Genomic DNA, 24,079 nt, shown 5'->3' with positions numbered 1-24,079 from the left:
TTGTATAGGATTTAGTTTTGTGGCCATACGGCCGGAATTTCGTAAATTAGGTAGTAACGATATGGATACGATAGTTAAGAAGACTTATAATAAAGACGAAGAAGAAGAAAAGAAACTCATCCTGCGCGAGTACAGGGCACTGTTGCGTGCCTTGAAACAGCGACTGAAAAAGGGTGACAAGCCCTTGCTGCGCCGGGCTTTTGAGATGTCGGTAGACGCGCACCGCGATATGCGTCGAAAATCGGGTGAACCATATATACTCCATCCACTGGCGGTAGCCCGCATAGTTGTAGAAGAAGTTGGCCTCGGTGTAACTTCTGCCATTTGTGCTCTTTTGCACGACGTTGTAGAAGATACGGAGATAACCCTTGAGGATATTACCCGCGAATTTGGCGCCAATTATGCCAAGATCATTGATGGGCTAACCAAAATATCGAATGTAGTAGACCTGAAGGCAGATACGACCGCCCAGGCGGAAAACTTCAGGAAGATATTGCTGACGCTTGCAGATGACCCGCGGGTGATATTGATCAAAATTGGAGACAGGCTGCACAACATGCGTACGCTGGAAAGCATGAGTCGCGAAAAGCAGCTGAAGATATCGTCGGAGACCACTTATATCTATTCGCCGCTGGCACACAGGATGGGTCTGTACGAGATCAAATCTGAGCTGGAAGATCTTGCTCTGAAGTATACGCAGCCGGAAGTATATACAGAGATCACAACAGGTTTGAAAGAAACCAAGCGCGACCGAACTAAATACATCAATGAGTTCATCAAGCCGATAAAGGAAGACCTGAATCAGGGTGGTTTTGAGTTTACCATATATGGCAGGCCCAAAGCCATACACTCCATCTGGAATAAGATGCGAACAAAGCATGTAGCCTTCGAAGAGGTGTATGACCTGTTCGCGATCCGCATCATATTAGATTCACCGCCAGAGCGAGAGAAGGAAGATTGCTGGAAGGTGTATTCGGTGGTTACCAACTTTTACAAGCCCAGTCCTGAACGTTTGCGCGATTGGATCAGTGTGCCGAAGGGTAATGGCTATGAGGCGCTGCATACAACCGTAATGGGTCCCGGCGGCCGTTGGGTCGAAGTGCAAATACGTTCATCGCGCATGAACGAGATAGCAGAGAAAGGCCTTGCTGCGCACTGGAAATATAAAGAAGGCGCTACCTCTGAGAAAGAAAGCAAGCTGGATAGCTGGCTGCAACACCTGCGCGATATACTCAGCAATCCGGATACAGATACACTCGACTTCCTGCAGGATTTCAAGCTCGACCTGTTTACAGAAGAGATATACATCTATACGCCCAAAGGCGATATGCGCGTGCTACCGAAAGGCGCCACTGCGCTCGACTTTGCTTTTGATGTGCACTCCGAACTGGGGGCGCGTTGTATAGGCGCCAAGGTGAACTACCGATTAGTGCCGTTAAGTCATGAATTGAAAAGTGGCGACCAGGTGGAGATCATCACGTCAATGAAACAGAAGCCATCGGAAGACTGGCTGACGTTTGTGACGACTGCAAAGGCAAAGTCGCGTATCAAGTACTACCTGAAAGAAGAGAAGCGCAAGATAGGCGACGATGGCAAGTATATGTTGCAGCGCAAGCTGGAGCATATGAATGTACCGATGTCGCAGCACAACCTGAATGAACTTGCACAGTTCTATAAAAAGCCGTCGCCACTCGATCTGTACTATGCAATAGCTGTAGGCAATATTGATGTGAAGGAGATCAGCAAGGAGTTTAACGTGCATGGCGATAAGTTGCAATTGCCTGCCAGGGAAGTGAAACTAGAAACGAAGAATCTTGTTTCCGAAGAGGCAACCAAGGCGAAATCATCCAAGCCTGCAGAGCTCATCATCTTTGGCGAAAGCTCGGATAAGATACTGTACAAGTTGGCGCAATGCTGCCAGCCGATACCGGGCGACGATGTGTTTGGGTTTATCACCTCGGGTGAAGGCCTGAAGATACATCGTACCGATTGTCCGAATGCCGCGCAACTGCTGGCACACTATGGCCATAGGGTGGTGAAAACCAAATGGGCAAAGAACAAGGAAATTTCTTTCCTCAGCGGTGTACGCCTGATCGGTTTGGACGATGTGGGGGTGATACAAAAGATCACCAACATCATATCCAGCGAATTGAAAATGAACATGCGATCGATCAGTATAGACAGTGCCGACGGTATTTTTGATGGTACGATAATGGTGTATGTGCATGATCGAGACGAGCTTGACGATCTCTGCCAGCGCCTGGCTACAATTGAAGGGATCAGCAAGGTAGAACGCCTCGAGGCGCAGGAAGAATAATTATTTGTTTTACAATTACATATCAACATAACGTGCAAACAGCACCTGCCAATATTCCCACGAATAAGTCTGGACAAAAGACTTCTAAAGAACTTTATGCTGCTTACCAGGACATCCTGCAAAAATCTGCCGACCTGCAATATGCCTCGGCCGTTTTAGGATGGGACCAGGAAGTATACATGCCTCAGAAGGGTTTCCCGTACAGGGGCCGTCAACTGGCTACAATGGCTGCTATAGCCCATGAGATGGTTACGAGCGAGCGTTACGGCAACGTGCTACATGAACTTTCACAGCGTAGCGATCTTACTGACGTGGAACAGAACAACGTTCGTCTGAGCCTGGAAGATTATGAAAAGAACAAAAAGCTGCCGCAGGAGTTTGTTGAACAGCTAACGCAGCAAACCAGCGCCAGCCTTAACTCATGGATAAAAGCCCGTAGCGAAAATAAATATTCGGTTTATGCCGCCCAACTCGAAAAGATGATAGCGCTGAAAAAACAGCAGGCTGATCTTTACGGCTACGAAGGACATCCTTACAATGCACTGCTGGATGATTATGAGAAAGGCATTACGGTGGCTATTCTCGATCCGGTATTTGAAATGGTGAAAGCACAGCTACCTCCATTTTTGCAACAGATAGTTAAAGCCCAGCAAGTCGACAGCGAGTTCCTGCACAGGCATTTTCCAAAGCAACAGCAGTGGGATTTTTCTATAGATGTGCTGAAGGCGATGGGTTATGATTTTGACGCAGGACGACAGGATATTTCCGAACATCCTTTCACTACTTCATTTGCTCCTACCGATGTTCGCGTGACGACGCGCGTGGATGAGGACAATTATGCTTCGTTGCTGTGGAGCAGTATACATGAAGGTGGCCATGCTTTATACGAGCAAGGCTTGCCAGAAACGCAATATGGAATGCCGCTGGGTTCACCGGCCTCGTTGTCTATCCATGAATCGCAATCGCGGCTTTGGGAAAATTGTGTTGGACGCAGCCTGCCGTTCTGGAAACATTTTTATCCGAAACTGCAGCAATCTTTTCCGGATAGCCTACGGGGTGTTTCGGTTGAGGCATTTTATAAAGGCATCAATAAAGTGCAACCGTCGCTGATACGTACAGAAGCAGATGAAGTGACATATCATTTTCATGTGTTGATACGTTATGAAATTGAAAAGGCTTTGCTGAGCAATGAGCTGGATCCAAAACACCTGCCCGGCGCCTGGAATGAGATGTACAAGAAATATCTGGGCGTAACACCACCAGATGACAAAACAGGGGTGTTGCAAGATGTACACTGGTCGCACGGCAGCTTTGGGTATTTCCCCACTTATTCGCTAGGAAGCTTTTATGCTGCGCAATTCTTTGAGCAGGCACAACAGGAAAACAGCAACCTGATAAACGAGATACAAACGGACCAGTACGGCAACCTGCTGCACTGGCTGCGTGATAAAATACATATACATGGCCGGCGTTATCGTTCGGAAGAACTATGCAACCTGGTAACAGGTAAAGGGCTCGACTTCTCTTCTTTCATGCGGTACATAAGCCATAAATATGCGGGGGTGTATGAGCTAAAAACGTGATGTATGCAACTTGTTCGCTACGATGAACCGCTCGAGAATGATGAGCTGGCCTTTTTGGTCAAAAAAGAGCAAAAGGAGCGAGGCCAATATTTCAAGCTTATCAAGTGGATAATGATGTTTTGTTTTCTCTGTCCGTTCGCCGTAGCCTGGTTCCGGGCGATGGACGGTTCAGAAGATCCGTTTTCGTATGCTGCATATTTTCTTGGCGTTTTTTACCTGGTATGTTTTTCAGGCGGCGGAACTTATTTAGCCTATTATTATAACCTACGAAAGATCCAGTCAGACATAAGGCATAAAACCAAAACCATTGAGCGGGCCCACATTACCCGCAAACAGTTTGTACCGCATACTAATACCTATCATTTCTATATCGACTCTCCCAATAAACTGAGTATTGAAGTGACAGCAATCGATTTTCACCGGCTGGACAAGGGCGATGAACTTAGTATCGAGTATACCACCTACTCAAAAATGTACCTCGGCTATTTCTAGTTTCCTGCCAGCGGCCTAAACTGGTCTTCTAATACGTAACTTTGCGCCTTCATGGTACGGATAGGCAAAATAGTGGCGACGCACGGATTGCAAGGCGCAATTATACTCAAACATATAGCCGGTAGCGGCAATTGGTTGAAAAAAGATGACGTGCTCTTTATCGAGCTGCGTAAAGAGAGCTATATCCCACATTTTGTATTGCAGGCGAAAACAGCCAATGACGAAGAGTATATAGTGAACGTAGAAGATGTGGACACCGTTGAAGCCGCGAAAAAACTGATAGGAAAGCAGGTGTATGTGAAAGAGGATATCCTGGCAGAGGCGGTAACTGATTCACCGTTGTTATGGATAGGCTTTAATCTTGTAGACGTGAACAAGGGCACCATCGGCCAGATCGAAGATGTAGTACAGGCAGGGCCTCAATGGCTGGCAAAGCTTACCATTGAAGGTAAAGAAGTGCTTGTTCCGCTGGTAGAGCAAATGCTGGTAGATGTGAATATGCGGAATAAGTATATAAGAATAGACCTGCCCGAAGGCTTGATTGATGTTTATTTACAATAACTGAAATGAGAATCGATATTATAACGGTACTCCCGGAGTTGCTGACCAGTCCGTTCAGCCACTCGATCATGAAGAGGGCCCAAACCAAAGGCCTCCTGGAAGTGCATACTCATAACCTGCGCGACCATACGCCTTATAAGCAGGCCCAGGTGGATGACTACCAGTTTGGTGGCGGGGCAGGAATGGTGATGATGCCGGAGCCATTGGCGATACTGATCGAGAAGTTACAGGCAGAGCGAAAGTATGATGAGATCATTTATATGACCCCGGATGGACCCGTGTTCAACCAGAAGACTGCCAATATGCTTTCCCTGAAAGAGAATATGATCATCATCTGTGGTCATTATAAAGGTATCGACGACCGAATAAGGGAGCATTATGTGACCCGGGAGATATCCATAGGTGATTATGTGCTGAGTGGAGGAGAGCTGGCCGCGGCAATTGTGGTAGATGCTATTGGCAGACTGATACCGGGTGTACTGAATGATGAGACCTCGGCGCTTTTTGACTCTTTCCAGGACGGATTGCTGGCACCACCAGTTTACACGCGTCCTGCTGACTTCAGGGGATGGAAGGTACCAGATGTTTTACTGAGTGGAGATCCTAAAAAAGTGGACGAGTGGCGTCACGAGCAATCGCTGAAGCGGACCGCTGAAAGAAGGCCTGATCTGTTGAAAAACAGTGATTGGGAGGGTTATAGATATTAATTTTTTGTTTAGTTTGTTTGCGTGGTAATATTTTAATCAGATAAAAGGGTTAATATTTTTTGTAAACTTCATTTTATCTATTACCTTTGCAGACCCAAAATCAAAGTAAAATGGAAGCCATAGCTTTTGTACACGAGCAGCTGACAGGTAAAAAAGAATTCCCGAAGTTCAAAGCCGGTGATAACGTTACCGTTAATTATAAGATCATTGAAGGTAACAAAGAGCGTATCCAGTCGTTCAAAGGCGATGTATTGAAACGTCAGGGCACCGGTTTTACCCAAACTTTCACTGTTCGTAAAATATCTGACGGTGTAGGTGTTGAGCGTTTGTTCCCTCTTTATTCTCCAAACATCGAGTCTATCCTTGTAAATAAAGAAGGTCGTGTACGTCGTGCTAAACTGTTCTACCTGCGCGAACGCCAGGGTAAAGCAGCTCGTATCAAAGAGAAAAAGCACATCGCTGAGAAAAAAGAAACGAAAGCTAAAGCTTAATTATAGATATTATTTATCAAGAGCCGCCTTCGGGGCGGCTTTTGTCATTTTTATAAAATACGGTGTTTTAACGGTATGCCGTTTCAAAAAATAGTATCAATTTTACATTGTCGAGAGATCAAGCACGTATAAGGGAAAATATCTACGCACTTAATCACTTCGATTTAATATAATTACCTTTCACCGTGAGAACGGGTATGGCTGCTTTTTCGGCAGCCATACTGCTTTTAACACCATTTTAGTGTCATTATTAGCTGATATCATAGATTTTCAGCCGAATTAGTGCTATCTTCAGCGCCATCCAATTTAATACCAGTGTCAGTAACAGCCTTAAATAAGAAACGCCTTGTGAAGTTTGCGCCTAAAGGCGAAAAAAGTTTTTACGATACTGTTAAGCAGCGTGTCGACGAGTATTTCCGTGAGCAGGGGATACATGAGAATGCCAATACAGCAATGAAGGTGAAAACTGCTGCGATGCTCTCTCTATATTTTGTACCGCTGATAGTTGTACTCACTGGTCTTGCATCTGCCAGCCTGTGGTTGTTTTATCCTATGTGGTTGTTGATGGGCGTTGGCGTAGTGGGTATCGGCACTTGTGTGATGCATGATTCAAATCACGGCTCTTATTCTTCTAACAACCTGACAAATTCCCTGCTAGGTAGCTTGTTGAATTTCATCGGAGGTTATTCGCGTAACTGGCGTATACAGCATAATATACTGCATCACACTTACACCAATGTAGATGGTCTTGACGAAGACATTATGGGGACGACTCTTATACGCATGTGCCCGCACCGTCCGCACTGGAAGATCCATCGTTTTCAGCATATCTATGCATGGTTCCTTTATTCGCTGATGAACCTGTTTTGGGTAATGGCTAAAGACTATCGCGTATTGTTCAGGTACGAAAGAGAAGGTTTATTGAAGAAAGAAAAGATCACGCTGAAAAATGCTTTGATCGAGCTTTCGTTCTTCAAGCTGTTTTATTTCGCGTACATCCTGGTATTACCAATGTTTTTCTCTGGAATGCCGTGGTATCATGTAGTAGGCGGTTTCGTAGCCATGCACATGGTCGCAGGTCTTTCTCTTGCTTGCATCTTTCAGCCTGCACACGTTATGGAAAGCTCTGAGTTTCCGCTGCCGTCGGTGGATATGAGGATCGAAAATAACTGGGCAGTGCACCAGTTACTTAACACAACGAATTTTGCTCCCGGTAGCAAACTTACCGCATGGTTCATTGGTGGATTGAACTACCAGATCGAACACCACCTTTTCCCTCATGTGTGCCACATACATTATCCTGCTATTTCGCCTATAGTGGAAAGTGTAGCGCGCCAATATGGCCTGGCATATAATGTACAGCCTACGGTTGCCCGTGCAATAATCGAACACGGTAGGATGCTGAAGATTTTGGGCAGAGGATAAACTAGTCTTCAGGTTCACCTTTGGTGATCACCAAATCTTTTATTAGTCCGACCTTTTGCGAGTGAAGTATGGCCTCGTTGCTATGCTCAAAGTAGCATACATCCACTTTATGCTTTCTAATATCATCTATTATCGATTCCACGGCCGGTTTGCGGCTTTTGCGGATATGCCGGAGGTAAACACATAGTACCTGGTTGGGAAAGGCTTCAACTATTGAGTGGTAGATATATGGGTCCTGTTGCGTATCGTCGCCCAGAAGTACAAATTTCTGGTGCGGAAACTCTTTTAACAGGCGGGCTATCCTCATAAACTTGCCCTGGTGCTTGGTCTGGCCGGTCTTCAGCAACTCATGCCATTGTTTTAGCTGACTGAGTAGGAATACGCCTTCAGGTAGTTCATTGTTGCGGCAAAACTCCTTCAAATATTCATACAGGTTCCATTCGCTACTGGACACATAGAAGAATGGGTTGGTCACACCGTCTCCGGAATTAGAAGCTGCCAGTAATTGGTAGTGACGAACTACTCCCTCAAAAGGGCGACGTGTGCGTGCATTTTTGGTAAAAAGTACGTAGAGCCGTTTGCCCATTTTCGATGAATGGGAGACCAGAAAGGTATCATCCACATCAGAAATGAACGCGTACTGGGTAGCATGAGGTATTAGCATCTTGCCTTCTCCATATACACCTTCATGCACGTCAGATATAAGATCTACACGCACCGGATGCCATCCTTTTTCTGCAGGTGTTGGGGTGTGCCATTCAAGTTTGAAAAAACCATCGGTATCGGTTACTGCTTCCGTGATATGACCGCGCCAGTTGACGCGCACTTTCGCGCCGGCAAAAGGTTTGGCCATAAATAGCCTCAACAGCGCCATCGTATTGCTGAATATGAGGTTGCGGTATCGTTTTCTAGGTATGGGTGATGTAGTAAAAACGTGTCCATACAGCAGCATAGCATCATCGTCTCCATAGCCATGGTATACTTTAACTATGGGGTCGGTATTGATACGCAACCAGTTAAGCAGGTGTTTGAATCTTTTTTTTGTGGCCGTATCCATACGTTAGAAAATAGCGGGCGCACTTTTTTATATTGCTTATTGTGCAACAAATAATAACGTGCCAGACAACGGTAAAATAAAAATACTGTTCGTGCTTAACCCTGCTTCAGGTAAAAGCTCCAAGGCTGAATTAGAATCTGCCATACACGATTATTTCCAGGGCGTGCGGCACGAGTATGAATGGTACCAGACTACCGGTGACTATGATGTTGACTCAATACGACACTGGGTACAGACATGGCAACCTGATCGTGTTGTGGCCGTGGGGGGCGATGGGACTTTAAAGCTTGTAGCCGAAGTGTTGATCGGTAAGGATATACCGATAGGCGTTATCCCTGCCGGTTCAGCTAATGGCATGGCTCGTGAGTTGGGGCTGCCTATGGCCATCGACGAGTGCATGGATATAATTATGAACGGGGAGTGCCAGCGTATAGATGTGCTGCGGATCAATAATAAAGAGATATGCCTGCACCTGAGCGACCTGGGCTTTAATGCACAGCTGGTAAAACACTTTGAAGAGAATGACTGGAAAGGAAAACTGGGTTATGCGCGCGGAGCGCTAAAAGTATTGCTCCGTAAGCCGAGAATGCATGTGGTCATCAAAAGTGGCAACCAGCTGATAGCGCGTAACGCCTTTATGGTAGTGCTGGCCAACGCGCGTATGTACGGTACCGGAGCTGTTATCAATCCCGATGGCAACCTCAGCGACGGAGTATTCGAGATCATCATTATGCGGCAGCTCTCGTTTATTGAAGTTGTTAAAATGTTTCTGGGCGGCAAAAATCTCAATCGCGACAAAACAGAAATATTGCCTGCGCAATCGATTGAAATTCAAGTGACAGGAAAAGCCTATTTCCAGGTGGACGGAGAATACCAGGGCAAGGTGACCGGTGTGACCGCTGCTATTGAGAAACAAGCGCTCTGCATTATGCAGCCTCGCAATGTTGAGTAATGCCTTTGGGCTTGGTTTTTTTAGCAGCTGAGGTGGATCGAAAGGTGAATGGTATGATACATCCGAAGACAGAGGTAAGGTTCATCAGTAAGGAAAAAGGGCATGGGGTAGTAGCTACTGCCTTTATTCCCAAAGGCACGATAACATGGATCGGTGATCCGCTGGACCAGGTGTTTACTCCAGTGCAGGTAGAAACAATGCACCCGGTTTTTAGGGATATCATCGATACCTATGCGTTTCGCGATAATAAAGGCGATTTTGTACTGTGTTGGGACCATTCACGGTTTGTGAATCATAGTTTCAACTCCAACTGCCTGTCGACGGCTTATAACTTTGAGCTGGCTGTGCGGGACATATACCCGGGAGAGGAACTGACAAACGACTATGGATACCTAAACCTGACCGAGCCGTTTGTGTGTTTGCCTGAACCCGGCACTAACAGGAAAAAGGTAATGCCAGATGACCTAGTTCATTTTTACCAGGATTGGGATGTGCAATTGATTGAAGCTTTTAAAACGTTCGGTAAGGTGTCACAACCCTTGGCAAAATTTATAGAGCCGCAGTATAAAGATAAGGTGGACTTAGTAGCAGTAGGCAGGGCAGAGATGGACTCAATATTGAATTGCTACTACGATGAGGGGAAGAAGAAGATGGCGGCATAAAGAGTGCTAAACCAAAACTCCATAATATGTCCAAACTTTTCACGCTGTTTGCGTGCCTGCTATTTTCATTAGTGTCGCACGCGCAGAACTGTTGCGTGAACAGCAGTAATTTCCCAATGCTGGCAATGAATATTGATTTCATTGCAGCACATGAATCGCCCGAACCGTTTAATTATTCCCCGGCGAAAGGATCTATGGTCAGTTTCGCGACACTTGATGGTAAAAATGGTCAGGCGTTTTATGTTCCGTCTGACCAGACTGCCACTAGCGTGTTGCTAGTGTTTCACGAATGGTGGGGCCTGAATGACTACATTAAGCGCGAGGCCGAACGTTGGCAAAGTATGTTGGGCAATGTAGACGTGTATGCTGTGGACCTGTATGATGGCCAGGTAGCCAGCGACCAGCCGAACGCCAGCAAACTTTCTTCATCACTCGATAAAAAACGTGCAGAGAATATTGTGAAAGGCGCGCTGGCCAAAGCTGGGAAAGATCGCCGAGTGGCAACATTGGGGTGGTGCATGGGTGGAAGCTGGGCTTTTAATGCATCGGTTCTTGCGGGAGATCGTTCGGCGGCTACGGTGATGTATTATGGTTTTCCGGAGACAGACCAGAAAAAGATCGACCTGCTAAAAAGCGATATACTCTACATGTGGGCATCACAGGATAAATTTATTACCCGGGATGTAATTGAAGGGTTTCAAAACCAGGTGCAGGAAGCGGGGAGGCAAATAACTTTGCACACATTCAATGCCGATCATGCATTCGCTAATCCGAGTAATCCCAAGCATGATAAAATTGCGTCGGCACAAGCCGAAAAGCTGGCTATCGCGTTTTTGAAGGAAAAATTGCAACTGGAGTAGCTGCAAATTGCAGAAGATACTAAAGAAAAGCCCGCCAATAGCGGGTTTTCTTGTTTTATACTTTGCGGTATGCAGCCGAAAATACTAGTTTAGATGCTAAATATTTAACGCATGCGTCAAGCTGTATTGTCGGTTTTATTTAGTGTCCTAAGCTTTATTGGTCTTGCCCAACATACCCAAGTCATAAAAGGTACAGTGGTAGATAAGGAAACGAAAATACCGTTGGTTGGTGTAGCGGTGTCTGTAACAGATGTTCAACCCCATATCGGTGGCGTAACCAACGATGACGGCGAATACGTTATTGCAAACGTTCCGGTGGGCAAGCATACAGTGATACTAAATTATATTAGTTACGGATCGCTGACCATACCGAATGTGCTGGTGACATCGGGTAAAGAGGTGGTGTTGAATGTTGAGCTTGAGGAGTCGTCGCGAAGGATGAGTGAGGTTGTGGTGACCGCCAAAAAAGAACACGTCAACGAAATGGCCATTCTAAGCGCCAAAACGTTTGATGTACAGGAAACGGAACGATATGCCGGTAGCCGCGCCGATCCAGCTCGCATGGCCTCTAATTTTGCCGGCGTCCTCGGTGCGGACGATTCAAGGAATGATATCATCATTCGGGGAAACTCTCCGCAAGGGTTACTTTGGCGGCTGGAAGAGGTGGATATACCCAATCCCAACCACTTTGCGGTACCTGGTACTACAGGTGGGCCTGTGAGCCTCCTCAACAATAAAACGCTTTCCAATAGTGATTTCTTTACCGGGGCGTTCCCGGCAGAGTATGGTAACTCAATAGCAGGCGTATTTGATCTGAAGATGCGGAACGGTAACAAAGACCGCCACGAGTTTACAGGTCAGTTTGGTTTCCTGGGAACAGAGCTTGCAGCAGAAGGGCCAATATCAAAAACATCAGGATCATCGTATCTATTCACTTATCGTTATTCTACCCTCAAACTATTTGAGGGCCTCAATATTAAGATAGGTACCAACTCCGTGCCAAACTACCAGGATGCAGCAATAAAGCTAAATTTCCCGTTGGGAAAGAAGGCAAATCTGTCGCTTTTTGGCATTGGTGGACTTAGTAAGGTCGATCTCATCGTTAGCAACCTGACTGAGCCGGCGGAAGAAATATATGGTGAGTCTGACCGTGATCAATATTTTTATTCCAATACGGGTGTGGCTGGTGCATCGTTTAGCTATATCATTAATCCGTCTGCTTATACAAAATTGGTTGTGGCTCAAACGGGTAGCGACATCGGTGCCGAGCACATCAAAGTGTTCCGCAGCCCGGAATTTGTGGTCGATTCGATGAAGCCAATTCTGGGTTATCAATCCATCACTAACAGCACAGTTGCACACTGGTACCTGAACAAAAAGCTGACTGCCCGCCAGACATTAAAGGCCGGTATCGTTAATAATCTCTACCGGGTGAATTATATAGACTCGAGCAGGCAGTACCCGCCCACGCTACAAGTATGGCAATACCGCCTCGATTTTGTAGGTAGCACCGACCTGGTACAACCTTATATACAGTACAAATACCGTCCTACCGAGGCTTTGACGTTAACGGCAGGGCTGCATGGCCAGTACCTCACCCACAACCAGACGGGCGCCATAGAGCCGCGCGCGGCCATACGTTATCGGGCAGGCAGGTCTGACATCGTGAGTGTTGGCTATGGTTTGCATAGCCAGATGCAGCAATTGTACCAGTACTTTGCCAACTTGCCTATCAACGGACCGGGGCAAATGCATAACTACAATATTGGGTTTACCCGCAGTCATCACCTGGTGGGGGGGTACGAGCACATATTCTCTGATGTGCTCCGCGTTCGCACTGAAACCTACTACCAGTACCTGTTTAACGTACCTATAGAGACACGAGTCGGATCTTCTTTCTCTGCCCTAAACCAAGGGGCATCTTTCGGAAGGCTGTTTCCTGATACACTTGTTAACAAAGGAACTGGCTATAACTACGGCTTGGAACTCACGCTTGAAAAAGTATTCAACCACGGGTACTATTTCATGTTCACCGGCTCACTGTTTGATTCAAAGGCTAAAGGCAATGATGGAATATACCGTAATACAGATTATAATGGTGGCTTTGCAACCAATCTGCTGGGAGGTTATGAGCGCAAATTGGGTAAGAATAGCACGCTGCTTGCTGGCGGTAAGATCACATGGACAGGAGGTAGATTATATTCTCCTCCAAACATTGCGGCTTCAAAAGCCTTAGGTGATTTTGTTGTGATTGATTCTCTAAGGAACACATTGCAATTCCCCGATTATTTCAGAGCAGATGCGAAGCTTGGTGTGCGCATAAATGGCCAAAAACTGACGCACGAACTGGCGATAGATCTGGTGAATGTCTTTGGCACAAAGAATATACTTTCTTTAACATATAGTCATGATCTTGCAGCGCAGGGCAAATATCCATTTCTTAAAACTTACCAGTTAGGTTTCCTGCCCCTGTTCTATTATCGGGTAGATTTTGGATTGGGTAAAAGATCGTCTTAAAACTTGCGGGATCAAGGTGTTATGGCATAGAATTTTAGCCTAAAACTAAAAAGCAGAGCCATGGAAGACAATCAAAAATCGCCGGAACAAAGCCAGGGTGATCTCAACAAACAGACACCGGGTAGGGAAGATGCGGCTAAGACGCCACCGCAAAAAACAGAATCTGAGATAGAAGAGACTGATAAAAAGCGGGAAGGAAAGCATCAGAAGAAGAAAGTGAGTGCGGATGCGATAAATTCTATAATCGGCAGCGCCACAGACCGTGTGCGCTCACATCGTATAGAAGACAGGTTTAGCAATACGGGAACTAATGTTTCCTACACCAAGCCAACTTCAACAGCTGCCGGCGGCACAGGTTACAACTCAGGACAACCAGCGACTGGTCCTCGTACGTCTGGTTCGGATGAATACGATGCAGGAGGTCTCAACCGGGAGGAGCACAAGGATGATGATACTAAGGATACGATCTAATAAAAATTGCCGCCTTCAGGCGGCAATTTTTATTAGATCGTTACAGCCGTTCATAAGATGATTTTTCGTTTTGATCCAGTTGCTGTGTTTTCTCATTTATCTCGCGTATGATCACATCCAATTCTTCCGACGATTGCTTAATGCCCCTAAGTGCGTAGTGGCTTGTTTCGTCGTCAGCCTTATGGAGATCGATAACCTGTATAAGACCGAGTATTGAAGCGACATGATTTCTTACCTTATGCGATTGTATCCAGGCTATTTCCCTTAGTTGTTTGTTTTGTTCTTCTGTTTTCTGGAGATATGTGCGTAGGGGCGTTACATCATGAGAAAAACAGCTAACACCTATTATTTTGCCATTAGTATCCCGTATAGGATTAAAACGGGTTTCGGTGAACAGCGTGGAGCCATTGTCGTTTGCCTCCTGCTCCATGAGAAACTGTTCGCCATTTAGCGCCTTGCTATATAGCCCTTTCCATTTTTCAGTTAGGGCATCGTTCATTTTTGGGTCAAAGATATTATCGCCCACTTTCAGCGACCGATCTATCCAGGTTTCTATTACCGTTAAAAATGCTTTGTTTGCTGATATGAGGTTGAAGTCGGTGTCGACGGACCAGATGAGATCGTCCGTATTGTCGATCATCGCTTTCAGGTTTGCATCGTCAGTTAGTATCTTTTGTTGCAGTTTACGTTCCTGCGTAATATCCCTCGAGAAACAGCTGGCGCCAGTAATGTCTCCTTGTTCGTTGCGTATCGGGTTGAAGCTGGTTTCAGAGGTGTATTCTTCATTTCCAATGACGCTGGTCCATATTGTTTTAAATGTCTCACCCCTAAAAGCCCGGTCGAAGAATTGTGTCCAGGCAGCAAATACTTCGTTGTTGAAATCGGCTTCCGTTATTTCACCTTGTTTTTTGCCGGTCAGAGCGTACAAGTAGGTCCAGAAAGCATCGTTTGCGGATATTATATTGTTTTGGCGGTCTACCGACCAAATTATATCGCTGGTGTTATTGATAATAGCACGTAGGTTCTGTTCGTCGCGCGCTAACTTTTCCTGGGCAAGCTTTTGTTCTGTAATATCGATGAAATAGACCGCCATTCCTTTGTCGAAAGGATAGGCTTTCACCGAAAGCCATAAGCCATAACCAGGCAATTTTTCTTCGAAGTAAGTATTTTCTCTTGTCTGCAAAGCTCGTTGATAACCTTCGTAGAACTTGAGACGCATTGCTTCGGGAAACACTTCCCAGATGTTTTGTCCCAATATCTCACCACGTTTCTTCTGCAGTATTTTCTCAAACTCCTGGTTGACGTACGTAAAGCAATGGTTTTCATCAACCTTAAAGAATGCATCGGTCATACTTTCCAGTATCTGTTCGTTCTCCAATGCCTTTTCTTCCAGTGCTTGTTCTGCCTTTAACTGTTTATCAATGTCTATGGCTACAACCATGAACGCGCGTCGGCCATCAAATTCTGTGGTGTGCACATAAATATGGACGGCAAAGACGGTTCCGTCTTTCTTTAAGTGCCACCATATTCCCCCATCATAGCGCTCAGTATTTAATGTTTGCGCCTTTTGTCTAAAACGTTGTATTTCTTCCGCCGGACGCAGATCATTACCATGCATGTGCAGCAACTCAGCTTCCGAATATCCATATTTTTCAATAACCGCTTTGTTGACTGCTAGTATATTAAGTGTTTCGGCATCGAGAATATACTTGGGTGTAGGACTGTCGAAAAAGATTCTTTTGTAGTCGGAGGTAATGCGTTTGCGCTCGATTGAATGTTGTATTGATTTGCTGAGTAATCGATGGTCTATCTCACCTTTTACCAGGTAATCCTGTGCACCTTCTCTGATCAGGTCTATCGCTAAGTCCGCATCTCCATCCCCAGTTATTACAATTATCGGTGAATCAGGAAAAAGGCTACATACCTTTTTGAATGTGGCCAAACCTTTCGAGTCTGGAAGTCCAAGGTCTGTAAGTACTACTTCTGGAGTGGTTTGTTGCGGACGAATGTCAGCAATGGAAGCGAATCGAATTAGTTGCTTTGATTCATATCCAGCCTTTATGAGCAGGTTTTTCAATAATAACCACGCGTCATTATCATCTTCAATAACCGCAATAGTTTTCATAGGTTGCAATTCTCGTATGTCTAATTTAAGTAAAAATGGGCTGCAAATATCTTCCGGCCTTCAGGCACGGAATTGATTTAATTATGTTTTAATTATTCTTAAAACAATAATTTGTTGTTGTTAAGTGATTGCCCGGATGGTGTTACCCGTGATCTCGATCCTGCCAAAAAGTTCCAACACCCGAAGGTGTGATGATAATAGCTCCTGTGTTGTTTGAAGTAAATTGACGAGCGCAGCTATTTCAACTTCCCCACCCGGGTATGATTGTACCGCTTCGTAAACCTGTTGACCGGTAAGCTTTTCAAGCATTCATTCATAGTTCTAGTGATCTTGGTCGCGCCACTAATTTAGAAAACAGCTGCGAAAAATCATAGCAAGGATGGTTTGTTGATGGCTGCACGCTCCAGACGTATTAGTAATTTGTTATTGGTCTATATTAGCTGTTATGGTGATTTCTTTTATAGCCTCAAGTACAACCATACTGTCGCTGTCCACTGAGCCTGTCTGTAAACCGGCTTCTCTATATTCAAATCCGTCTGCAGTTTCTGCGAGTTGCAGGATGTGACCGAAATAGTCTGCTGGAAAAATATAGCCGGAAATATTCTTAATAAGGAACCCGCTGGTCATATCGGTAGTAACATAAAGGGGATGCACTTCCCACGACACCTCAATGGCACCAGAAGAAATGTTGACCTTGCAGGCAAGCTTTGTCATGATAATAATATTTGAAGCAATTTAATCAATAGTGTTAGGCAATAAATCCGCGCCAGCCTAAACTATTGAGTGGAAAACGATAGCGGCTTATTGATCAACATGTTCTGTTTGTAGAGCTGGCAAGGCTGTGTACTGGCATAGTCTTGCTGCTTTGATATCTAAACATGCCGTAATGAAAAATGAGCAGAACAAACGCAAAGGCGGGTCCAATCCATTGACAGATCCTGAACATCCTGCCGATGGCAGCTCAGGCAGGGCAACTTTTCATCCGGGAACGACAACCCAGGGCGGTTCTAATTTCGGACAGGGTTCATCCTATCTTGCCGGCGAATCGTACAAACAGGGCCGGGAGCGAAACGTGGGCTCAGATTATGAAAACGAGGTCGGCAGGTTGTCAGAACTTGAGCCGGGAGACGAAGATTAAGGGTGCATGTAGTCTGGTAGGAAAACTTTGTAACCTGATCGGCTCTTTTTACTCTAATACTTAAAGCAGGACCAAAAATGAATGTATTAGAAAAAAAGAACGGGCAAGGTGGTTTGCAAAGCGAGCTTATAGCTGAGGTGAGAAACTCAACGCTGACAGAATCGCAAAAGCTACAGCTTATAGAGGAAAAATTCAGGGATATAATGATGGCTCTCGGGCTGGATGTGACAGATGAAAGCCTGAAGGATACGCCTCGCCGTGTAGCTAAGATGTATGTGAAGGAAGTGTTCAGCGGGTTGGATCCAGCGAATGCTCCGGCGATCACGCTGTTTAAGAATGACTTTAGTTATGATGAGATGTTGATAGAGCGCAATATCCCTGTTTATTCTTATTGTGAGCATCATTTCGTTCCAATCATTGGTAAAGTTCATGTGGCCTATATGTCGAAAGGTGAGGTTATTGGTTTGTCGAAACTGAACAGGATAGTGCACTACTTTGCAAAGCGGCCACAGGTGCAGGAAAGGCTGACCATTCAAATTGCTGAGTATCTGAAAAAAGTAATGGGTATAGACGACGTAGCTGTTGTCATGGATGCAGAACATTTGTGTGTAGCTTCACGTGGAGTGAGAGATACCGGCAGCACTACGATCACGAGTAGCTTTCATGGTAGATTCCTGGAGGTAGAAATACGTAAGGAGTTTATGTCATTATTATCGGTTTAAGCAACTAATCATGAAGTTTATAGTACCCATTATAGCGTTGACAGAAGTGACACACAACGTGCGATGCATTCGGATAAAAAAGCCTGAAGGCTACAATTTCGTACCGGGACAGGCTACAGAAGTATCTGTCAACAAGCCGGGTTGGGAGAAGGAGAAACGTCCTTTCACTTTTACTTGCCTGAATGAAGATCCTTACCTCGAATTCACTATCAAGTGTTATACCGATCACGACGGTGTTACCAACCAGGTGCGCCATCTCGAAATAGGCGATGAGCTGATCATCCGTGACGCCTGGGGCGCTATTGAGTATAAGGGTGAAGGCTATTTTATAGCCGGTGGCGCTGGTATCACGCCGTTCATTGCTATACTAAGGAGGCTGCATGTTGATAATAAAATAGCCGGCAATAAACTGTTCTTTTCCAACAAAACCGACCAGGATATCATATACGCACATGAGCTGCACGAGATGTTAGGCGACAACGCGATCTATACAGTGACCGATGGAAATGATGCTAATCACTTGCACGAACGCATTGATTCCACATTCCTCGAAAAACGGGTGGACGATTTCTCAAAGCATTTTTACGTTTGCGGGCCGGACCCAATGATCGCAGCCATCAGGGAAATACTGGAGGGACATGGTGCCAGCCCCGACGCTGTTGTGTTTGAGAAGTAGTATCCAGCGCCGTTGTGGCGCTTATGATAAAACTTCCATAACAGATATACTTAAAAGGCTTATTTTGACAGGAGTTAAATATCCTTAATAACTCCTGCCAATGAAGCTTAAATTCGCTGTAACTCTCGCCCTATTACTATCTATTTACACTCTACATGCGCAACCTACTTTTCGTTTTGCTGACAGTATCGGGAAGCAATACAATATTCCAGAGATTGCTTATGCAGTTGTTTCCGCCGATTCTATTTATGAAATGAAGGTGCTGGGTGTCCGGAAGATACATTCGTCGCTGGTGGCTACGCCCAACGACCGGTTTAGGCTGGGTTCTAATACAAAAGCTATTACTGGCTTTATAGCTGCGCTGTTAGTAAAGCGAGGTAAGATAAGTTGGGAAACGAAGTTCTTTGATCTGTTCCCCGAGTTAAAACAGGGCAGCAAGAAAGAATACCACAATCTGACGTTATTGAACCTGCTCACCTTCAGGACACGGCTATTCATGTATACGTATACTTATGCGCAGCCTGTCAAAGGGCAGTTTACCGGGAGTGCCGCTGAACAGCGGTATCAATTCGCCCGCTGGTTTTTCAAGCACGACCCGGTAACGGCGGGCGATTCTATTAATTTTTCCAATCTTGGATACGTTGCCGCAGGCCTGATGCTTGAAAAAACATCAGGCAAGTCTTACCGGCAATTGATAAAAGAGCTCGGGAACCCATTGGGCATAGAGTTTGGCTTTGGAAGACCTAATGCGACCGACACCAAACAAACATGGGGTCATAACGCTGCGCTTGTGCCAGAAGCCAAAGCCGACGACTATAAGTTGGATTGGCTGGAAGCTGCAGGCAACCTCAACTGTACACTGCCCGGCTATGTAAAGTTTATACAGCTGCAGCTGAAAGGACTGAAGGGGCAGTCATCTATGCTTAGCCGTCAGGAGTTCGACTTTCTGCATTTTGGGATGCCGCGGTTTACCGTAGGCTGGCTCCCTGCTGTCGATAACAAGTATGGCGCTTTTTCCTTCAACATTGGCAATCCAGGTACCTTCCTGTCAAAGGTGTATGTGTATAAAGATATCGATCGGGCGTTCATTCTGTTTGCCAACGTGCAAAGCGATGCGGCTGATGATGGCCTGGATATTTTGTACGACGAACTAAAGAGGAGATACTCGGGACAGTAGCTGATATTGCAGAGCAGTGGCACGTGTTGTATTTTGTGCCCATGTTCAAAACACTTACAACCCTTGCGCTATTGACTGTGTCTTCTGTAGCGATAGCACAACCCGAATTAGGGCTGCATTGCATATATCTTGGCAAGTCTTACGATGTTACCCTAAAAGCTCTGTATAATAAAGACAATATACAATTTGGAGCCTGGGCGCAACATGTCGGAGCTGTTGATGACCGCTATGAGTATGCTTATCGGTCTGCGGGCCTCATGATCAATTTTCTACGTATGAATGACGAGGGACACCTCGGTTTTTACAACTCTATAGGCCTGGGTGCAGCTTATACCAATAATGCTGGCTATGGAGCTCTTTTATACGGCAAATTCGGTGCACGGATACGCATTGTCAATGGTCTTTTTATCTGCGCCGAGGCTGGTGTACAGGCTAGAACGGTACAGATGGATGAAGCGGGGATCAAAGCCTTGTTTGAGATCCCGGTTACTTTCGGTGTCCATTACAAGTTTAGCCGCGTAAGGGATGAGTCGGTGAATGCAGTGATCGATTGACAGTGAATAAAGGTTTCACCCTTGATAACGGAACAACTTCAGAACTGCTGAGTGAGTACGTCTCTGAATGGTGTATTTTAGGAGTAAAAAGGGTATGGCCGAGAACAATAGAAAAGACCTGGTGTTGAATGATCCTCGCCAGGCCAATGAAGTGATGGTTGAATTAATGTTTGAGTTGGTTTGCACGCAGAATGCTTTAAAAGATCTACTGGTAAGATTTCTTGCCAAAGGTGACGAGGCAATGGAGGAAACGATATCCAACATGTACAGCGAACAGTGGGGGGCCTTCAGAGAGGTCTATTTAAATGAACTTGCGGACAGATTTGATATCCAGGATCGGATTTGATGGACGGCGAGAAGTAGGTAATATTTACATAACGATTGCATCACCTTCTGCTATCGCTGAGTTAACACTGTACGAAGAGTTTTGTGCCCAAAAGGATAAGCATGAAAAAGATCTTCGCACTGGTTTTAAGCCTTGGCTGGCTGCAAATGCATGCACAGCAGGCCTTTGAATTCAACGGCACTAATAACTACATTAGTTTTGGTCTCGCTTCGGGACTCGGCTCTTCTACTTTCACACTGGAGTGCTGGTTTAAGAACAAAGGCGTCAGCGCCAACACTACAACAACCGGTACTGGCGGTGTAGCTTCAGTAATTCCGTTGGTGTCTAAAGGACGCGGCGAGTCTGACGGCAGCAACAAAGACATGAACTACCTGCTGGGCATTAACACAGCCACCATGACCTTATGTGCCGATTTTGAAGAAGGTGCCGGCCAGCCTTCGCCGGGGCTTAATCACCCCGTATATGGTGTTACTGCCTTACAAGATACTACCTGGTATCATGCAGCAGTGACCTTCGATGGTGTTAAGTGGAAGCTTTATCTCAATGGCAATCTCGAAGCGGTAGATAGCATTAACGTGCTGCCGCAGGCGGCCAGCATACAACATGCGGCTATTGCCAGCGCGCTCACTTCTACCGGTGTAGCGCAGGGTTATTTCAAAGGTATTATTGACGAAGTACGCATCTGGAACTATGCCCGCACCATGCAGGAGATCCGCGACTCTATCAATACCCAGGTGCCTGCTGCAACTGGCCTTGTTGGCAGATGGGCAATGGATGATGTAAGCGGCACAACCATCGCTTGTACAGGTTCTTCTGCTATCAATGGCAACCGTATCAACAACCCAACACCTGTAGGCACAGGTGCACCATACAACATCACCTTCCCGCCGCCAAACGATCCACCCGCGCAGCCTACTGGTTTTGTACCGGCCGACAACACTATCGGCTACACCGATAGCCTGCTGAAAGTAACCGTTACAGATCCTGATACCAACAACATGAAGCTTGTCTTCATGGGCAGGGAGAAGACGCCAATGATGGACTCGCCAACCTTCACTATCATTCCCATCCCTGATGTGCAGTTCTATACCTCACACATGAACGGTGCCACCAATGCGACCTTCAAAGCGCAAACTACCTGGATACGCAGCAGCATAGCTACAATGAATATTGTATATGCCATACAGCTGGGCGATTGTGTGCAGAATGGCGACAACAACGGCAACGACATCGAATGGAAGCGCGCTGATACTTCCTTCAGGATCATCGAAGACCCTGCTACTACATTGATGCCGTATGGTCTTCCTTATGGCATCTGCGTGGGTAACCACGATCAGTCGCCGGGTGGTAGCGCGAGTGGTACAACTACCTTCTACAACCAATACTTTGGCTCAGGCAGGTTTACCGGCCGCAACTATTATGGAGGCCACTACGGTAGCAACAATGACAATCACTTCCAGCTATTCAGCGCCAGTGGACTGGACTTTATCGCCATCAGCCTGGAGTATGATACCAATGCCGATACCTCTGTTCTCAACTGGGCCGACAGCCTGCTGAAAGCCTATCCTAATCGCAGGGGCATTTTGAGCAGCCACTGGATCATCAACTCAAACGGTACCTGGGGCGGACAAGGCCAGGCTATCTACAACAAACTAAAGAGCAACATGAACCTCGACTTCATGCTGTGTGGCCATATCAACCCCAATGGTGAAGCCCGCCGTTCTGATACCTATAATGGCCACACCGTGCATACACTGTTGTCTGACTACCAGGACAGGACCAATGGTGGCAACGGCTGGCTGCGTATCATGGAGTTCTCGCCTTACAAGAACGAAGTATCTGTAAAAACCTACTCGCCAACACTCAACAAATTCGAGACGGATGCTAACAGCCAGTTCACACTGAGCTACCAGATGAGCAACCTGTTTGATACCGTTGGTGTAGTCACTAACACTGCTTCCGGAACTTCGCCTTCAGTAACATGGAGCGGCCTGAAGGACGGCAAAGAGTATGAGTGGTATGTGATAGTAGATGACGGAATCGCTACCATCAATACACCTATCATGGACTTCTCATTCAAAGTAGTACCTATTGTTGGTGTCAACGATGTGACCAATGCGAATGACCTCCAGGTATATCCTAACCCCAACGATGGCCGCCATGTAATGATGTCCTATCCGCGTACCGCAACTGCCAACATCCAGGTAGTGGATGTAACTGGTAAAAAAGTATACGGTAACAACCTGACCCTGGGCGGACGCACTACACTTCCTGTAAACCTGCTGCCCGGCCACTATTTTATTTGTGTGCAAGTGGAAGGCAAAATGATAACTAAAAAATTACTCGTTCAATAATAGGGCTGTGTCACTGTGACAACTTTGTATCATTATTGGGAAAAGGGATGCTTCTGCATCCCTTTTTTTATTGGTTCCATATCCCATTCATCGCGGTAAGTATTACCGGCTTACCGTCGGTCACTACTATGGTGTGCTCATGCTGCGCCATAAAACCGCCCCTGTTACCTACCATGGTCCAGTCGTCGGCGAGGGTTACAGCTATGGATGAATCAGTAGAAATAAAGGTCTCGATAGCTACTACAGAATTCTTCTTAAAGCGCTGCCTGTTGAACTTGTCGCGGTAGTTGGCTATTTCAAAAGGCTCTTCGTGAAGGCCGCGGCCAACGCCATGCCCGGTAAGATTCTTGACCACTTTCAGACCCTTCTTTTTTGCTTCTGTTTCTATCAGCCAGCCGATGTCGGATATGCGGACGCCGCCTTTGATATTGTTGATCGCTTTTTGAAGAATGTCGCGCGAGGCATCTACCAGGGCCTGGTGGCCATGGATGTCTTTGCCAAGTACGAATGATGCACCATTGTCCGACCAGAAGCCATTCAGCTCCGCAGATACGTCTATGTTGACCAGGTCGCCCTCGGCAAGTATCCTTTTGGCGGAAGGTATGCCGTGGCAAAACTCATTGTTGACACTGATGCAGGTACAGCCGGGAAATTTGTAAGCCAGGCTGGGGGCTGACCTCGCGCCGAAATTGCGCAGCACTTCGTTGCCAAAGTCGTCCAGCTCTTTGGTGCTCATGCCGGGGCGGGCGTAGGCTACCATTTGCCTGAGCGCGGTGGCTACCGCCTCGCTGGCGTTTTTCATACCCGTTAATTCTGCTTCGTTGTTTATTGACATACTCTGCAAATTGCGCAATTATGCTGTTAACAAAACGTTGCAAGTACCCAGGCCGGT

24 protein-coding genes are annotated in these 24,079 nt (G+C 46.1%); 19 read left to right on the top strand and 5 right to left on the bottom strand.

All coding sequences use genetic code 11. The features are described 5' to 3' along the window. Positions 1 to 61 precede the first annotated feature (61 nt). The 7 genes from P2W83_RS02410 (at position 62) to P2W83_RS02380 (ending at position 7,576) form a co-directional block, all read left to right on the top strand. Complete coding sequence (locus tag P2W83_RS02410) at positions 62 to 2,317, top strand: RelA/SpoT family protein (RefSeq protein ID WP_276132091.1); 2,256 nt, start codon at positions 62 to 64, stop codon at positions 2,315 to 2,317. A gap of 32 nt (positions 2,318 to 2,349) precedes the next feature. After that, positions 2,350 to 3,900, top strand: a complete 1,551-nt coding sequence (locus P2W83_RS02405) for a carboxypeptidase M32 (protein WP_276132090.1) — start codon at positions 2,350 to 2,352, stop codon at positions 3,898 to 3,900. Between the two features lie 3 nt (positions 3,901 to 3,903). Further along, positions 3,904 to 4,392 carry a hypothetical protein gene (locus P2W83_RS02400; RefSeq protein WP_276132089.1) on the top strand — a complete coding sequence of 163 codons (489 nt, stop codon included), beginning with the start codon at positions 3,904 to 3,906 and terminating at the stop codon, positions 4,390 to 4,392. Between the two features lie 51 nt (positions 4,393 to 4,443). Then, positions 4,444 to 4,953 carry a ribosome maturation factor RimM gene (gene rimM / locus P2W83_RS02395; RefSeq protein WP_276132088.1) on the top strand — a complete coding sequence of 170 codons (510 nt, stop codon included), beginning with the start codon at positions 4,444 to 4,446 and terminating at the stop codon, positions 4,951 to 4,953. 5 nt (positions 4,954 to 4,958) lie between these two features. Further along, a complete protein-coding gene (trmD, locus tag P2W83_RS02390) occupies positions 4,959 to 5,660 on the top strand; it encodes a tRNA (guanosine(37)-N1)-methyltransferase TrmD (RefSeq protein WP_276132087.1) in 702 nt (233 codons plus the stop codon). Between the two features lie 110 nt (positions 5,661 to 5,770). Then, positions 5,771 to 6,151, top strand: a complete 381-nt coding sequence (gene rplS / locus P2W83_RS02385) for a 50S ribosomal protein L19 (protein ID WP_276132086.1) — start codon at positions 5,771 to 5,773, stop codon at positions 6,149 to 6,151. Positions 6,152 to 6,466: 315 nt separating this feature from the next. Next, positions 6,467 to 7,576, top strand: a complete 1,110-nt coding sequence (locus P2W83_RS02380) for a fatty acid desaturase family protein (RefSeq protein WP_276132085.1) — start codon at positions 6,467 to 6,469, stop codon at positions 7,574 to 7,576. A gap of 1 nt (position 7,577) precedes the next feature. Here P2W83_RS02380 and P2W83_RS02375 read toward each other — a convergent pair whose 3' ends face one another. Next, the gene (locus P2W83_RS02375) at positions 7,578 to 8,633 is read right to left on the bottom strand and encodes an App1 family protein (protein WP_276132084.1); all 1,056 of its coding nucleotides are present in this window, start codon (positions 8,631 to 8,633) and stop codon (positions 7,578 to 7,580) included. Between the two features lie 58 nt (positions 8,634 to 8,691). On the opposite strand from P2W83_RS02375, the gene P2W83_RS02370 reads away from it, so the two are divergent. The 5 genes from P2W83_RS02370 (at position 8,692) to P2W83_RS02350 (ending at position 14,095) form a co-directional block, all read left to right on the top strand. Then, on the top strand, positions 8,692 to 9,585 hold the full coding sequence (locus tag P2W83_RS02370; RefSeq protein ID WP_276132083.1) for a diacylglycerol/lipid kinase family protein: 894 nt from the start codon (positions 8,692 to 8,694) through the stop codon (positions 9,583 to 9,585). Between the two features lie 53 nt (positions 9,586 to 9,638). Continuing rightward, positions 9,639 to 10,247, top strand: coding sequence for an SET domain-containing protein (locus P2W83_RS02365; protein WP_276132082.1), 609 nt, complete (start codon positions 9,639 to 9,641; stop codon positions 10,245 to 10,247). A gap of 26 nt (positions 10,248 to 10,273) precedes the next feature. After that, on the top strand, positions 10,274 to 11,107 hold the full coding sequence (locus P2W83_RS02360) for a dienelactone hydrolase family protein (RefSeq protein ID WP_276132081.1): 834 nt from the start codon (positions 10,274 to 10,276) through the stop codon (positions 11,105 to 11,107). Between the two features lie 111 nt (positions 11,108 to 11,218). Continuing rightward, positions 11,219 to 13,624, top strand: coding sequence for a carboxypeptidase-like regulatory domain-containing protein (locus P2W83_RS02355; protein WP_276132080.1), 2,406 nt, complete (start codon positions 11,219 to 11,221; stop codon positions 13,622 to 13,624). Between the two features lie 60 nt (positions 13,625 to 13,684). Next, on the top strand, positions 13,685 to 14,095 hold the full coding sequence (locus tag P2W83_RS02350) for a hypothetical protein (RefSeq protein ID WP_276132079.1): 411 nt from the start codon (positions 13,685 to 13,687) through the stop codon (positions 14,093 to 14,095). Between the two features lie 40 nt (positions 14,096 to 14,135). Here P2W83_RS02350 and P2W83_RS02345 read toward each other — a convergent pair whose 3' ends face one another. From P2W83_RS02345 to P2W83_RS02335, 3 genes are all read right to left on the bottom strand, one after another. Beyond that, on the bottom strand, positions 14,136 to 16,220 hold the full coding sequence (locus P2W83_RS02345; RefSeq protein ID WP_276132078.1) for a PAS domain S-box protein: 2,085 nt from the start codon (positions 16,218 to 16,220) through the stop codon (positions 14,136 to 14,138). 120 nt (positions 16,221 to 16,340) lie between these two features. Further along, the gene (locus P2W83_RS02340; protein WP_276132077.1) at positions 16,341 to 16,529 is read right to left on the bottom strand and encodes a hypothetical protein; all 189 of its coding nucleotides are present in this window, start codon (positions 16,527 to 16,529) and stop codon (positions 16,341 to 16,343) included. A gap of 114 nt (positions 16,530 to 16,643) precedes the next feature. Further along, positions 16,644 to 16,934 (bottom strand): hypothetical protein, encoded by a 291-nt coding sequence (locus P2W83_RS02335; RefSeq protein ID WP_276132076.1) that lies wholly within the window; start codon positions 16,932 to 16,934, stop codon positions 16,644 to 16,646. A 172-nt stretch (positions 16,935 to 17,106) separates the two neighbouring features. On the opposite strand from P2W83_RS02335, the gene P2W83_RS02330 reads away from it, so the two are divergent. The 7 genes from P2W83_RS02330 (at position 17,107) to P2W83_RS02300 (ending at position 23,187) form a co-directional block, all read left to right on the top strand. Next, the gene (locus P2W83_RS02330) at positions 17,107 to 17,358 is read left to right on the top strand and encodes a hypothetical protein (protein WP_276132075.1); all 252 of its coding nucleotides are present in this window, start codon (positions 17,107 to 17,109) and stop codon (positions 17,356 to 17,358) included. A 77-nt stretch (positions 17,359 to 17,435) separates the two neighbouring features. Further along, positions 17,436 to 18,080, top strand: a complete 645-nt coding sequence (gene folE / locus P2W83_RS02325) for a GTP cyclohydrolase I FolE (RefSeq protein ID WP_276132074.1) — start codon at positions 17,436 to 17,438, stop codon at positions 18,078 to 18,080. 10 nt (positions 18,081 to 18,090) lie between these two features. Then, a complete protein-coding gene (locus P2W83_RS02320; RefSeq protein ID WP_276132073.1) occupies positions 18,091 to 18,756 on the top strand; it encodes a ferredoxin reductase domain-containing protein in 666 nt (221 codons plus the stop codon). 100 nt (positions 18,757 to 18,856) lie between these two features. Then, positions 18,857 to 19,933 (top strand): serine hydrolase domain-containing protein, encoded by a 1,077-nt coding sequence (locus tag P2W83_RS02315; RefSeq protein WP_276132072.1) that lies wholly within the window; start codon positions 18,857 to 18,859, stop codon positions 19,931 to 19,933. Positions 19,934 to 19,974: 41 nt separating this feature from the next. Beyond that, entirely contained in the window at positions 19,975 to 20,487 is a 513-nt protein-coding gene (locus tag P2W83_RS02310; RefSeq protein WP_276132071.1) for a hypothetical protein, read from the top strand. Positions 20,488 to 20,554: 67 nt separating this feature from the next. Further along, a complete protein-coding gene (locus P2W83_RS02305; RefSeq protein WP_276132070.1) occupies positions 20,555 to 20,833 on the top strand; it encodes a hypothetical protein in 279 nt (92 codons plus the stop codon). A gap of 101 nt (positions 20,834 to 20,934) precedes the next feature. Further along, the gene (locus P2W83_RS02300) at positions 20,935 to 23,187 is read left to right on the top strand and encodes a LamG-like jellyroll fold domain-containing protein (RefSeq protein WP_276132069.1); all 2,253 of its coding nucleotides are present in this window, start codon (positions 20,935 to 20,937) and stop codon (positions 23,185 to 23,187) included. Positions 23,188 to 23,254: 67 nt separating this feature from the next. Here the strand turns inward: P2W83_RS02300 and map are convergent, their stop codons facing one another. Next, positions 23,255 to 24,022 (bottom strand): type I methionyl aminopeptidase, encoded by a 768-nt coding sequence (gene map, locus P2W83_RS02295; protein WP_276132068.1) that lies wholly within the window; start codon positions 24,020 to 24,022, stop codon positions 23,255 to 23,257. Between the last annotated feature and the right edge of the window lie 57 nt (positions 24,023 to 24,079).

The sequence above is a fragment of the Polluticoccus soli genome (genome assembly GCF_029269745.1).
Classification (GTDB): Bacteria; Bacteroidota; Bacteroidia; order Chitinophagales; family Chitinophagaceae; genus Polluticoccus; species Polluticoccus soli.
The sequence above is the reverse complement of the archived record's forward strand: the minus strand, read 5'-3'. Positions and strand labels throughout refer to the sequence as shown.

What these genes read in the sequence shown, in the direction of transcription:
- trmD (WP_276132087.1), top strand. Translation starts at nt 4,959, where the DNA reads ATGAGAATCGATATTATAACGGTACTCCCGGAGTTGCTGACCAGTCCG.
- P2W83_RS02375 (WP_276132084.1), bottom strand. Translation starts at nt 8,633, where the DNA reads ATGGATACGGCCACAAAAAAAAGATTCAAACACCTGCTTAACTGGTTG.
- P2W83_RS02360 (WP_276132081.1), top strand. Translation starts at nt 10,274, where the DNA reads ATGTCCAAACTTTTCACGCTGTTTGCGTGCCTGCTATTTTCATTAGTG.
- rplS (WP_276132086.1), top strand. Translation starts at nt 5,771, where the DNA reads ATGGAAGCCATAGCTTTTGTACACGAGCAGCTGACAGGTAAAAAAGAA.
- rimM (WP_276132088.1), top strand. Translation starts at nt 4,444, where the DNA reads ATGGTACGGATAGGCAAAATAGTGGCGACGCACGGATTGCAAGGCGCA.
- P2W83_RS02315 (WP_276132072.1), top strand. Translation starts at nt 18,857, where the DNA reads ATGAAGCTTAAATTCGCTGTAACTCTCGCCCTATTACTATCTATTTAC.
- P2W83_RS02400 (WP_276132089.1), top strand. Translation starts at nt 3,904, where the DNA reads ATGCAACTTGTTCGCTACGATGAACCGCTCGAGAATGATGAGCTGGCC.
- P2W83_RS02355 (WP_276132080.1), top strand. Translation starts at nt 11,219, where the DNA reads ATGCGTCAAGCTGTATTGTCGGTTTTATTTAGTGTCCTAAGCTTTATT.
- P2W83_RS02335 (WP_276132076.1), bottom strand. Translation starts at nt 16,934, where the DNA reads ATGACAAAGCTTGCCTGCAAGGTCAACATTTCTTCTGGTGCCATTGAG.
- P2W83_RS02340 (WP_276132077.1), bottom strand. Translation starts at nt 16,529, where the DNA reads ATGCTTGAAAAGCTTACCGGTCAACAGGTTTACGAAGCGGTACAATCA.
- P2W83_RS02300 (WP_276132069.1), top strand. Translation starts at nt 20,935, where the DNA reads ATGAAAAAGATCTTCGCACTGGTTTTAAGCCTTGGCTGGCTGCAAATG.
- P2W83_RS02345 (WP_276132078.1), bottom strand. Translation starts at nt 16,220, where the DNA reads ATGAAAACTATTGCGGTTATTGAAGATGATAATGACGCGTGGTTATTA.
- P2W83_RS02410 (WP_276132091.1), top strand. Translation starts at nt 62, where the DNA reads ATGGATACGATAGTTAAGAAGACTTATAATAAAGACGAAGAAGAAGAA.
- P2W83_RS02310 (WP_276132071.1), top strand. Translation starts at nt 19,975, where the DNA reads ATGTTCAAAACACTTACAACCCTTGCGCTATTGACTGTGTCTTCTGTA.
- map (WP_276132068.1), bottom strand. Translation starts at nt 24,022, where the DNA reads ATGTCAATAAACAACGAAGCAGAATTAACGGGTATGAAAAACGCCAGC.
- P2W83_RS02320 (WP_276132073.1), top strand. Translation starts at nt 18,091, where the DNA reads ATGAAGTTTATAGTACCCATTATAGCGTTGACAGAAGTGACACACAAC.
- P2W83_RS02305 (WP_276132070.1), top strand. Translation starts at nt 20,555, where the DNA reads ATGGTGTATTTTAGGAGTAAAAAGGGTATGGCCGAGAACAATAGAAAA.
- P2W83_RS02350 (WP_276132079.1), top strand. Translation starts at nt 13,685, where the DNA reads ATGGAAGACAATCAAAAATCGCCGGAACAAAGCCAGGGTGATCTCAAC.
- P2W83_RS02365 (WP_276132082.1), top strand. Translation starts at nt 9,639, where the DNA reads ATGATACATCCGAAGACAGAGGTAAGGTTCATCAGTAAGGAAAAAGGG.
- folE (WP_276132074.1), top strand. Translation starts at nt 17,436, where the DNA reads ATGAATGTATTAGAAAAAAAGAACGGGCAAGGTGGTTTGCAAAGCGAG.
- P2W83_RS02330 (WP_276132075.1), top strand. Translation starts at nt 17,107, where the DNA reads ATGAAAAATGAGCAGAACAAACGCAAAGGCGGGTCCAATCCATTGACA.